This window comes from uncultured Odoribacter sp., from assembly GCF_937966165.1.
Classification (GTDB): Bacteria; Bacteroidota; Bacteroidia; order Bacteroidales; family Marinifilaceae; genus Culturomica.
The window spans coordinates 38,982-51,204 of sequence record NZ_CALCLB010000030.1 but is presented as its reverse complement, the minus strand read 5'-3'; the positions used below and the strand labels follow the sequence as shown (position 1 = coordinate 51,204).

Sequence of the window (12,223 nt, the reverse complement as noted above, 5' to 3'; positions counted from 1 at the left end):
CCGCGACCCCAGGCGTGACAGGCCTGTATTCTAACCAGCTGAACTACCGCACCAGAATAACTATAAAAATTGAAGAACTTTTCAGCGGTGCGGACGGGACTCGAACCCGCGACCCCAGGCGTGACAGGCCTGTATTCTAACCAGCTGAACTACCGCACCAGTTTGTTAAGACTGTATCTCTTACAGCGGTGCAAATGTAGGACGATTTTTTGAAATAGCAAATAAATTAAAGGGAAAAATGTGAAATTTTGGGATTTAAAACGGAATACCGGAAAGTATTTAAAAATTTTATTTCTTTTTAATATACTTAATCTTTTGATTGCAAGGCTGTAAATAATTTCATGAGGAAGCAATAAAAAATATCCTGTATGTTAAATTGCTTATTAGATTTTTTATTTAACTTTGAGGTCACAATTATTACTAAATTAAAAAAAATTTTAAGATAATGAATGTACCCGCAGAATTAAAGTACACTAAAGAACATGAATGGATTCGTGTTGAAGGTGAGGAAGCAGTGATTGGTATCACAGACTATGCTCAAAGTCAATTGGGCGACATCGTTTTTGTGGAATGCGATACGGAAGGTGAAACTCTTTCAGAAGGGGATACTTTTGGTACCGTTGAAGCTGTAAAAACTGTTTCTGATTTGTATTTACCGGTAGGCGGTGAAGTTTTGGAATTTAATCCGGAACTGGAAGGGGAACCGGAATTGGTAAATAAAGATCCTTACGGAAAAGGTTGGATTATCCGCATTAAAGTAAGCGATCCTTCAGAATTGGATAATTTGCTGGATGCTGAAGGCTATAAAGCCCTTATTTAATTAAAATACAAAGCTGTGCTCTCCGTTGAAAGCACAGCTTTTTTGTTTTTATAGCTAGACCGGATACAAAAAGGATAAAGTGTGTTATTGTTGTCCGGGAAATGAGGTTTATACATCGGGGGATTACCCTATCTTAAATTTAAAATCTGAAATCCAATGACTCTTATTAAATCAATTTCAGGTATTCGCGGGACAGTTGGAGGCTATCCCGGAGATAACCTGACTCCGCTGGATATTGTTAAGTTTGTTTCTGCTTATGCGAGCTGGTTAAAAGAAGGGACGGGGAAGAAAAAAGCTAAAATCGTGATGGGGCGGGATGCCCGTATTTCGGGAGATATGTATGCTAAGTTGGTATCGGCTACTTTGAATGGATTAGGGCACGATGTGATAAATATCGGTTTGGCAACTACTCCTACTACTGAAATCGCTGTTACAGCAGAACATGCAGATGGTGGTATCATCTTGACAGCCAGTCACAATCCGAAACAATGGAATGCTTTAAAGTTGTTGAACAATAAGGGCGAATTCCTGACGGCAGCTGATGGGGCTCAGGTTTTGGAGCTGGCGGAAAAAGAAAATTTTAAATACGCGGAAGTGGATGAATTAGGTACCATAACGGAAAAAGATTATACAGATTATCATATTCAGCATGTATTGGATTTGAAATTGGTAGACCGGGAAGCAATAGCCCGGGCCAACCTAAAGATTGTTGTGGACGCTGTCAATTCTGTTGGCGGGATAGTGATCCCGCGTTTGCTGAAGGCGTTGGGGGTAAAAGACATTGTCGAATTAAATTGTGAGCCTACAGGTAAATTTCATCATAATCCGGAACCGATTCCCGAAAACCTGACGGAAATTTCGGCTAAAATGAAAGAATGCAAGGCTGATTTGGGTATAGTTGTGGACCCGGATGTCGACCGACTGGCTTTGATATGTGAAAACGGAGAAATGTTTGGAGAGGAATATACATTAGTGGCAGTAGCGGATTATGTGTTAAAACATACACCCGGGAATACTGTTTCTAATCTGTCTTCTTCCCGGGCATTGAAAGACGTAACGGAGGCTTATGGACAACAATACAATGCAGCTGCTGTCGGGGAAGTGAATGTAGTGGCTAAAATGAAAGAAACCCATACAGTAATCGGTGGAGAAGGAAATGGAGGCGTGATTTATCCGGAAAGTCATTATGGCCGGGATGCTTTGGTCGGAGTGGGATTGTTTTTGTCTCATTATGTAGCTGAAGGCAAGAAAATGACAGAATTGAAAAAAGATTATCCTCAATATTTTATTTCGAAAAATAAGATTACCCTTTCTCCGGAAATAAATGTGGATAAAATTCTGGAGGGTTTGAAAATTAAATATGCTAACGAGAAAGTGACGGACATCGATGGAGTGAAGATCGATTTTGAAAGGGGATGGGTGCATCTTCGTAAATCGAATACAGAGCCGATTATCCGTATTTATTCAGAAGCAAGAGATGAAGCTGCTGCGAATGCTTTGGCAGAGGAAGTTATGGAGGCTGCTAAACAACTTTGCTGATTTCCTGACGATTTAGAAAAGGTCCGGTGTCCTGTGGATTCCGGACCTTTTTATTCTACGTACAATACGAGTCCTTTTAAATATTCTCCTTCCGGATGATAAATACTGATCGGATGGTCAGAGGGTTGGGTTAGCTGATGCAGGATTTTAACTTTCCTTCCGGTATTAGCAGCTGCCGTAAATACGGTCTGCCGGAAAAGATCTTTGGTCATGACCTGGGAACAGGAGAAAGTGAAAAGAATACCTCCGGGTTTGATTACTTCAATTCCTTTCCGGTTTAATTTTTTATAACCTTGGATAGCGTTGTTCAGCACATTCTGGTGTTTGGCGAAAGCGGGAGGATCCAAAACGATCAAATCATATTTATTATGGGAATGTTCCAGAAATTTGAATGCTTCTTCTGCAAAGGCTTCGTGCCTGGAGTCGTGAGGGAAATTCAGTTCAACATTCCGGTTGGCTAGTTCAATGGCCCGGGCTGAAACGTCTACCGAATGTACCAGTTTGGCTCCGCCACGCATAGCATAAAAAGAAAAACCACCAGTATAGCAAAACATGTTCAATACCGATTTCTCTCGTGCATATTTTTCCAGTAAGCTCCGGTTTTCCCTCTGATCAATAAAGAATCCGGTTTTTTGCCCTTCCAGCCAGTCTACATGAAATTTCAGCCCGTTTTCCAATGCGATGAAGTTTTCGGCTTTCCCATATAAATAACCATTGCGGGGCTCAAGGGCTGCTTTAAAAGGAAGTGTGGTTTCCGATTTATCATAAATAGCAGTGACTTTTTCGCCCATTACTTCGGTTAAAGCCCGGGCAATGATTTCCCTTTGCAGATACATCCCGACAGAGTGGAACTGAACGACGGCTACTCCGGCATACATATCGATTATTAATCCTGGAAGGTCATCTCCTTCGCCGTGTACCAGACGGTATACATTATTGTTCACCGCATTGCAAAGTCCCAGGGCATACCGCATCCGATAGGCTTTTTGAAGACGCCTGGTCCAGAAAGTATAATTTATCTCTTCCTCTTTAAAACTGAGAATGCGAATGGCAATAGAGCCGATCTGATAATGACCGATGGCTAGAAATTTTTTTTCTGCATTATATACTTTTACGAGGTCTCCTTCCTGAACCGTTCCTTCTATTTTATCAATAGCCCCGGAGAAAATCCAGGGATGATACCTGTAGACGGATTTGTCTTTTCCGTTTTTTAATATGATACTGTTCATCCGGTGTATAATTTATTGGCGGCAAAAATAGGTAAAAAAATCGATACCCGGATAGAAGAAAAATAAAACCAGAAATGGATAGCCGTAAAAAGGAAAGAAAGGAAGGAGGAAAGAGGATTATTTGGTGACAAAAGAACCGTCCCCTTGTCACAAAAAAATCCGGGAGCTTTTTTTAGGTGCAGCTCCCGGATTAAATTAATTTGCAAGCATTTCTTTTGCTTTTTCTAGAATGGTTGTATCATCGATTTGGACAATTCCCCCTTCCGGGCCTTTTTCGAAATGCAGTCCGACTGCTCTTCCGTCGTCGTAATTATCTCCTCCGAAATAGTTACGAACCGTTTCAACATCAATGCCTAATTCATCTGCAATCCGTTGCATGCTACCTGAGGGTAATTGATCCTTGATTCTCCTCAATTCATTGAATGTCATTGTTGTCATATTCTTAATAGTTTAATGGTTATTCAGTGGAATAAATGTATAACTTAATTTTGAGAAAACCAAATAAAACGTTTGCACTATAGTTTAAAAAAGGGGAGGTATAAATGAAATACCAAATAAGGTTTTGATTTATAAACGTTTAATTTTGTGTTTTTCTTTGTTAAGAGAATTGAATTTTTGTGAGGCGCTTTTTTTGCTATCTTTGCCTTTGGAATACCGGGAATGCGGTTCGTTTTATTATTTAATTTAAAATCGTTTGTTTTATGGCTTTTACAGATTTGAATATCAGTAAGCAAATATTGAATGCTTTGGCGGAGGCGGGATTTGAAGAGCCTACCCCCATACAGAAGGAAGCGTTTCCGGTGATTCGGTCTGGAAAGGATATGATTGGGATTGCCCGTACAGGTACAGGTAAGACATTGGCTTATCTGATACCGATATTGATGAAGCTGCAATATGCACAGGGAAAGTATCCCAGGGCTATTGTAATTGTACCGACACGGGAACTGGTCGTTCAGGTGTGTGAAAGTGTGGAATTGCTGACTGAATATATGGATATCCGCTGTGTGGGTATATACGGGGGAACGAATATACGTACCCAGCAAAATGCCGTATATGAAGGAGTGGATTTATTAGTGGCAACTCCGGGGCGGTTTATGGATATTTATATGAATGGCATAATTCGCACACCTTTGGTGAAGACGGTAGTGGTAGACGAGGCTGACCGCTTGATGGATTTGGGATTTATGCCGCAATTGCGGAGCATTTTGGAAGTTATTCCGGAAAAACACCAGACTTTACTGTTTTCGGCTACTTTTTCGGCTACGGTAACGGCCTTGTCTTCTGAATTTATGATAGCTCCGGTGAAAGTAGAAGTCGCTCCTCAGGCGACTCCAGTAGATACCGTATTGCAATTGCGCTATGATATTCCCAATATTATGACGAAAATCAATCTTTTAAAATTAATTTTGGCTGATAAAGCGGAATATACGCGTGTTATGATATTTACGGAAAGTAAGAAAAATGCCGATCGTATCACAGATAAATTGGCTGATTTCTGGAAAGACGAATTGAGTGTTATCCATTCCAATAAGGCACAGAATACCCGTTTAAATGCCTTGCGGGCTTTCCGGGAAGGAAGAGCCCGGATTATGATCGCTTCGGATGTTGCTGCCCGGGGGATTGATATTCAGGATGTATCGCATGTCATCAATTTCGATATTCCGGCTTTACCTGAAGAATATGTACACCGGATCGGACGTACGGCCCGGGCCGGCAAACAAGGGGTAGCGGTCAGTTTGGTTTCACCTAAAGAAGAAGAACGGATCGAAAATATAGAACAATTGATCGGTCAGAAGATCGTATTACAAGCTTTACCGGAAAAACTGGAAATATCCGATATTTTGCTGGACGAAGAGAAAATACAGACTGCTAATATTGTCTATCAGAAGGGAAGACCCAAAGGCGGAGGCGCTTTTCATGCCCGTTCTGCTAAAAACAGTAAGACCCCAGGTAAAAAAAGAAAATAAAAGAAATTTTAATTTTCAAAATTAAAAGGGAAATCGGATTCCGATTTCCTTTTCCTTTTTATATATTTGCAATCGTATGCATCAGGTAAGTATTATATTTTCAAACCGGCTTTTTTTAAACATTAAAAAGCGGGATGAGTTTGTCTTCTGAAACTCATTAATCACTCATTTTTTCTTAATTTATACAGAAGGCGTATTTTAAGGATCTTTTGTATGATTTATTCATCGATTTTATCGACTGATATTTATAACCTAAAATAATATTATTATGGAATTACCATTTGCAGAGTCATTTCGGATCAAGATGGTGGAAACCATCCGGAAAAGTACCCGTGAAGAACGGGAACAATGGATAAAAGAGGCCAGATACAATCTCTTTAACCTGAAAAGTGACCAGGTGTTTATCGATTTACTGACAGACTCGGGGACCGGGGCTATGAGCGATAAGCAATGGGCTGAGCTGATGCTCGGGGATGAAAGTTATGCCGGAGCACGTTCGTATTACAAGATGAAAAATGCTATCCGGGAAATATTGGGCTTCGAATATTTTTTGCCGACTCATCAAGGGCGGGCTGCCGAAAATGTATTGTATTCTACCATTATTAAAGAAGGGGATATTTTACCCGGTAATTCTCATTTTGATACGACCAAAGGACATATCGAATTCCGGAAAGCCATTGCCCTGGATTGTACTATAGATGAAGCTGCCGATACGCAGTTGGAAATTCCCTTTAAAGGGAATATGGACCCGGCTAAGCTCGAAGCTGTTTTGAAAAAATATCCCAAAGAAAAAATACCGGCGGTAGTACTGACTATTACCAATAATACGGCCGGTGGGCAACCGGTTTCTATGCAGAATATCCGGGAAGTGTCAGCGCTTTGCAAAAAATACGGGGTGAATTTGCAGATTGATTCTGCCCGTTTTGCCGAGAATGCTTATTTTATCAAAACACGTGAAAAAGGATATGAGAATAAGACAATCAAGGAAATTGTAAAGGAGATGTTCTCTTATGCCGATATTATGACGATGTCTTCTAAAAAAGATGCCATTGTCAATATGGGTGGCTTTGTGGCTTTTAAAAGCGAAGAACTGTGGAAAAAATGCCAGATGTTCTGTATCATGAATGAGGGATTTATTACGTACGGAGGGATGTCTGGCCGGGATATGAACGCTTTAGCGCAAGGGTTGGATGAGGGAACAGAGTTTGAATATCTGGAAACCCGTATTCGTCAGGTAGAATATTTAGGGGCAAAACTGGATGAGTACGGTATCCCTTACCAGCGGCCAGCCGGAGGACATGCTATTTTTGTAGATGCAAAGAAGGTGCTGACCCATGTTCCCAAAGAGGAATTCATTGCCCAAACCTTAGGCATAGAGCTCTATTTGGAAGCCGGGATAAGGGGAGTAGAAATCGGATCTATTCTGGCTGACCGGGATCCGGTGACCCGTGAAAACCGTTATCCGAAATTGGAATTATTACGTTTGGCTATTCCCAGACGTACTTATACCAATAATCACATGGATGTTATTGCCGCTGCTTTGAAAAACGTATTCGACAGGAGAGAACAAATTACCAGGGGATATGTAATTACAAAAGAATTCCCGATCATGCGCCATTTTACTGTAGAATTGGAGCCAGCCAAATAAGATTTTCCGTTTTTTACCAAACAATTTGTTTTTAACGTTCTTCTTCCCTTTAAAAATAAGGGGAAGAAGAACATTTTTGTCTTTTTTTAGTAACTTTGAAAAATTTAAATATTTTTTCAATATGTTGCGTATTATTCTGTTATCCTTCGTTTTAGCTTCTTTTTCCTGTCTTTATGGTCAGCAGACTGTACGGGAAGCACGGGAGGTTATTCACCGTTTTTCTGGGGAATTGCCGGTGAAGTTAAAGCTTTCCTTAATTGAGAAAGAAAACAATTGTGATGTTTTTGAGACCAAAGTCCGAAAGGGAGAACTGGAAATCCGGGGGAGCAGTGGAGTCGCACTTTGCCGGGGGTTTTACGATTTTATAAAGTCCAATCATGCCGGTATTTCGGCCTGGTCGGGAAATCGCTGTGTATTTCCGGCTCAGTTACCGGAAAATTTTGAGAAACGGGTTGTTTCTCCTTTTCCGCGTCATTATTATTACAATGTAGTGACTTATGGTTATACTCTTCCTTATTGGGATTGGGAGCGTTGGGAAAAAGAGATCGACTGGATGTCTCTGCACGGGGTCGATATGCCTTTGGCGTTGGTTGCAAATGAAGCGATAACGGCCAGGGTATGGAAAAGACTGGGATTAACAGAGGAGGAAATCCAGTCTTATTTTGTAGGACCGGCTCATCTGCCTTGGATGCGGATGGGAAATATTTCCCAGATTGACGGTCCTATGCCTGTAGAGTGGCATCAGGATCAAATCGGGTTACAGCATAAAATATTAAAACGGATGAAATTGTTGGGAATGAAACCTATTTGTCCGGCTTTTGCAGGATTTGTACCTTTAGCTTTAAAAAGGCTGTATCCGGATGTAAAAATTATAGAGACTACCTGGGCGGGTTTCCACAATTGGATGCTTTCCCCGGAAGAGGAATTGTTTACCCAAATCGGACAGTTATTTATTGAGGAGTGGGAAAAAGAATTCGGGAAAAATGATTTTTATCTGGCGGACAGTTTTAATGAGATGGATGTACCTTTTCCTCCTATCGGTACCAAGGAAAGATATGACATGCTGGCTTTTTACGGGGAGCAGGTGTATAAAGGCATTAAAGGGGGAAATTCGGATGCTGTTTGGGTTATGCAAGGCTGGATGTTCGGTTATCAGCGGGATATCTGGGATTACGAAACCTTACAGGCTTTGGTCAGCCGGGTCCCGGATGATAAAATGATGCTGTTGGATTTAGCTGCCGATTACAATAAAAATGTATGGGGGAATGGGATGAATTGGGATTTTTACAAAGGTTTTTTCGATAAACTTTGGGTTTACAGTGTTATCCCGAATATGGGTGGTAAGACGGGAGCTACCGGCATTCTTTCATTTTATGCGAACGGACATCTGGAAGCATTGAATTCTCCGAACCGGGGTCATTTGTTCGGTTTCGGTATGGCACCGGAAGGAACGGAAAACAATGAAGTTGTGTATGAAATGATTTGTGATGCTGGCTGGAGTTCTTCGGAAATTGATGTAAAACAGTGGCTGAAAGACTATTCTTTGTGTCGTTATGGAAAAAGTTATCCGGAAATGGACGAAGTCTGGGACGGGCTTTGTAAATCCGTTTACGGTACCTTCACCGATCATCCCCGTTTTCTTTGGCAATTGCGGCCGGGGCGTTCCGGAAAAGGGACTGTCAATACGGATTCTACTTTTTACCGGGCAGTGGAAAAAATGGCAGATTGTGCTTCTAAAATGGCGGGGAGCCTGTTGTTTGAGGCAGACTTTTTGGAAATGACCGCTTTTTATTTGGGAGGGAAAATGGAGGCATTAGCCGGTGCTATCGGAAAATCATATCTCTATGGGAATACGGCAGATGCTTTAAAAATGCAAAAGCAGTTTGAAGAACTGGGATTTGGATTGGACTCATTGCTGGAGTCTCATCCGGTATACCGTTTGCAAAGATGGATTGATTTTGCCCGGAAGCACGGAGATACGGAAAAACTGAAGGATTACTACGAAATGAATGCCCGGAGGATTGTCACCATCTGGGGACCTCCTGTAAGCGATTATGCCTGTAAACTTTGGTCCGGCTTAATCCGGGATTATTATATGCCCCGTTGGCAGGAGTACTTCCGTTGTAAGGCAACAGGCAGTAAATACGATTTGGCTCCTTGGGAAAGTGAATGGGTGACCCGGAAAAAAGGAGTTACGCCTCTTACTCCTTATGCTGATCCGGTAAAGGCAGCTATCCGTTGGATGAAAAAAGCAAAAGAAGTGGAAACATTTAAAGAAGAAGAAACTGTAATCGGCTATTGGACTCCTTCCGATGTTTCCACAGAGTGGAAAGAAGTGATTTACAATATTCCGGCAGAGAAATTGCCTGTTTTAAGAGGAATATTGTTTGAATATGTGAGAGGGGCTTGTAAGTTGGATATAAGTGAAGTGACCTTGGTTGCTGACGGCAAAGAAGTGTGTAAAGTGGTGCAAAACGGTACAACCGGAGATATAAACCGGGATAATTTCTTCTATTTTAAAATTCCGGAAGGTGCAACCGGAAATAACGAATGTTATATCCGGGCGAAGATACAAAGTGACCGGAATGCTGATTCTTACGGCGAAATACGTATGATTTTAGCGAAAGAAGAAGGGCGATAAAAAATGGGGTTGGTAACAACCCCATTTTTTATTAGCAGTTTCGGATGCAGTATCAATAACTGATAAATCCGCTTTTAAAAATACTGGATTGGTCGGTTGGCACTAAGATCCCGGAGAACGTCAGGTTATTATTATTCATCATCGGATATACCGTGGCTTGTGCATAGTTGTCGCCATAAGATAAATTGATGATCACCTGTGCCGTAATTGCTGTTCCCATAACATTGAAAGAATACGTAATATTCCCGTGCTTATCTGTTTGCGAACTGATGTTCGAAGGGGTACCTTGTACGGTAATCCCTCCTAATCCGTTTGGTCCTGCGATACCCGTAAATGCCAATTGTAAATATACTGTGTTCCCTTTGAACTGTATAAAGTTCGTATTGTCGGATACAGGAATGGAGTTTCCTCTTGGTCCGTATAACGTATTAGCCATTAATACCCAATTATTGTCTTTCAGAGCCTGAACAGCAGCATTGAAAGCTTGTTGATTGGCAACTTGTCTGGCATGCCGTCTCTGATCTCTTTTGGCCTGACGTATTTGTTTTTTAGTCAGTTCCTGGGTGTGAGTCTGGATTTGCGTTTGTGCTAAAATTTCTGTAGCTGGCATCATAAACATACCCATAAGTAAAAGTAAAAATAGTTTTTTCATGGTAGGTAATTTAATTAGTTATTAAATTTTTATATCCGGGGCCTGTAGGGCTGGACACTCATCCGATTATTAATTTATGCTCATATACGCAAAAAATAAGCCATGAGTTTATAAGGATTAATTAAAAAAGACTAAAATTAAAAAAGGAGACTTTGACTGACTAAAAAAGAGAGTTACCGTTCTTCCTTATTCATTTAGCCTAAACGGCAGACAAGGGACAGAAATTTTTTTGACGAATTGATAGAATATAAACTTTTACTTGGTATTGAGCCCGGCTGGAAATAAAAAATTGTGTATCAATAAACAGTGAATATTTTGATTTTTATATTCCTATTCTTATGTAAATGGAAATAAACTGGGTTGATACAAGTGTTAAATATTGTCTAAAAATGCTCAAAAATATCTTAAAAAACGGACTGGTATTGATTTAATTTCATTAATTTTGAAACTTCAACTAATATTTATAAATATAATTAAAATCTTTTTTATGAAAGCACTTAAACAGTTGGCAACGGGTTTATTTGTTGTCGCATTTGTCTTGTTTTCAGCTTGTTCTGATGATGACGATATACGTCTTCAGTTATCCACAACAAGTTGTGCCTTTGGTGCTTCGGGTGGTGACCAAACTATTTCGGTTGCGACGAGCGGTTTCGATTGGGATATTCTCGTTTCGGGCGGGGATACGGACTGGTTTACTGTAACGAAGAATGCTGATGGTATTTTAATTCATGCTCCTCAGAACGCGGGTCTATCGGTTAAAAAGACTTCTGTGTTGATTACGGGTAGCATAAGCGCGGCTATTGAAGTCGTTCAGTTAGGTGCAGGTGCTTCGGAGCCTGTTTTAACGCTGGTTCCTTCAGACAAAGCATTTGGGTTTGATTCTTACGGAGGAACTCTTACCTTGACAGTTTCTTCGAATTATCCTTGGTCGGTAAATTCAGATGCTGACTGGTGTGAGGTAACTTCCGGCAAGGAAACAAATACTTTGACATTGAGTGCAGGTGAAAATAACGGTGAAAAACGGACTGCCCGGATTTCTGTAACGGCAGGGCCTTCAGATAATTTACAAACAGTTGAATTGACAATTACCCAATATACAGTTGCTGAAAATCCTTATCTGGCTATGGTAGGAGAATGGGAGCTGTATTCCAATCAATGGGTATTCGGGGATCAGACGCTGGGAGCTGGAAGCCATGCAAACTTTACGATTCAAGAAGAAGTGGCAAAGGATAAGTATTTTATCCAGGATCTGATTCTGGAGGGTATGCAACTGGAAGTTTATTATAATCCGGAAGACGGTAGTATGAGTATTCCGTTGGGAGGTTATGTTGGGATGAGTACGAACGGTTTGTATGCCTGTTATCTTTGTGCGACAAATATGATAACAGGAAATGCTAAGTCAACTATGATTACCGGAACTCTTTCGGCCGATCATAATACGATTACTTTGAGTGGTTTTGAAAACGGTTACGGTTTAGGTATTATTGGAAATGACGGATATAATTTGGCCAAATTCAATGATCTTTATTACGCTACGGGTACGGAGATTTCTTTTAAGAAGCGGGGAGCTGGAGCGAAAATGGCAGATCATTATTTTGTCATTCCGGGAAAAAAAGAGATTCCTGGCAACGATCGGTCTGCTGCTTTGAACGGAAAAATGACTTCAACTTTTTCTATACGGTAACCTTTATAAAAGGAAGTTATATGAATTTAATCAATTATTAGGT

The 12,223-nt window shown here is 40.7% G+C and carries 9 protein-coding genes and 1 tRNA gene; 6 read left to right on the top strand and 4 right to left on the bottom strand.

Annotation, left to right across the window (positions count from 1 at the left end; genetic code table 11):
- Positions 1 to 85 precede the first annotated feature (85 nt).
- Positions 86 to 159: transfer RNA gene (locus Q0465_RS11640), tRNA-Asp, on the bottom strand.
- A 286-nt stretch (positions 160 to 445) separates the two neighbouring features.
- Here Q0465_RS11640 and gcvH point away from each other — a divergent pair.
- Together gcvH and glmM are read left to right on the top strand one after the other, a co-directional pair.
- Positions 446 to 820 (top strand): glycine cleavage system protein GcvH, encoded by a 375-nt coding sequence (gene gcvH, locus Q0465_RS11635; RefSeq protein ID WP_298616463.1) that lies wholly within the window; start codon positions 446 to 448, stop codon positions 818 to 820.
- Positions 821 to 976: 156 nt separating this feature from the next.
- Entirely contained in the window at positions 977 to 2,359 is a 1,383-nt protein-coding gene (gene glmM / locus Q0465_RS11630) for a phosphoglucosamine mutase (protein WP_298616460.1), read from the top strand.
- Between the two features lie 50 nt (positions 2,360 to 2,409).
- Here glmM and Q0465_RS11625 read toward each other — a convergent pair whose 3' ends face one another.
- Both Q0465_RS11625 and Q0465_RS11620 read right to left on the bottom strand, forming a co-directional pair.
- Positions 2,410 to 3,588, bottom strand: coding sequence for a class I SAM-dependent rRNA methyltransferase (locus Q0465_RS11625; RefSeq protein ID WP_298616457.1), 1,179 nt, complete (start codon positions 3,586 to 3,588; stop codon positions 2,410 to 2,412).
- A 195-nt stretch (positions 3,589 to 3,783) separates the two neighbouring features.
- Positions 3,784 to 4,026, bottom strand: a complete 243-nt coding sequence (locus Q0465_RS11620) for a DNA-binding protein (RefSeq protein ID WP_298616454.1) — start codon at positions 4,024 to 4,026, stop codon at positions 3,784 to 3,786.
- A 263-nt stretch (positions 4,027 to 4,289) separates the two neighbouring features.
- Here Q0465_RS11620 and Q0465_RS11615 point away from each other — a divergent pair, with 263 nt between their 5' ends.
- The 3 genes from Q0465_RS11615 to Q0465_RS11605 all read left to right on the top strand — a co-directional run bounded on the left by Q0465_RS11615 (position 4,290) and on the right by Q0465_RS11605 (position 9,844).
- Positions 4,290 to 5,555 carry a DEAD/DEAH box helicase gene (locus tag Q0465_RS11615; protein ID WP_298616451.1) on the top strand — a complete coding sequence of 422 codons (1,266 nt, stop codon included), beginning with the start codon at positions 4,290 to 4,292 and terminating at the stop codon, positions 5,553 to 5,555.
- 268 nt (positions 5,556 to 5,823) lie between these two features.
- A complete protein-coding gene (locus Q0465_RS11610) occupies positions 5,824 to 7,203 on the top strand; it encodes a tryptophanase (RefSeq protein ID WP_298616448.1) in 1,380 nt (459 codons plus the stop codon).
- Positions 7,204 to 7,324: 121 nt separating this feature from the next.
- Entirely contained in the window at positions 7,325 to 9,844 is a 2,520-nt protein-coding gene (locus Q0465_RS11605; RefSeq protein WP_298616445.1) for an alpha-N-acetylglucosaminidase, read from the top strand.
- Positions 9,845 to 9,896: 52 nt separating this feature from the next.
- Here the strand turns inward: Q0465_RS11605 and Q0465_RS11600 are convergent, their stop codons facing one another.
- Positions 9,897 to 10,496 (bottom strand): DUF4251 domain-containing protein, encoded by a 600-nt coding sequence (locus Q0465_RS11600; protein ID WP_298616443.1) that lies wholly within the window; start codon positions 10,494 to 10,496, stop codon positions 9,897 to 9,899.
- A 487-nt stretch (positions 10,497 to 10,983) separates the two neighbouring features.
- Between Q0465_RS11600 and Q0465_RS11595 the strand changes: the two genes are divergently transcribed.
- The gene (locus Q0465_RS11595) at positions 10,984 to 12,180 is read left to right on the top strand and encodes a BACON domain-containing carbohydrate-binding protein (RefSeq protein WP_298616441.1); all 1,197 of its coding nucleotides are present in this window, start codon (positions 10,984 to 10,986) and stop codon (positions 12,178 to 12,180) included.
- Positions 12,181 to 12,223 lie beyond the last annotated feature (43 nt).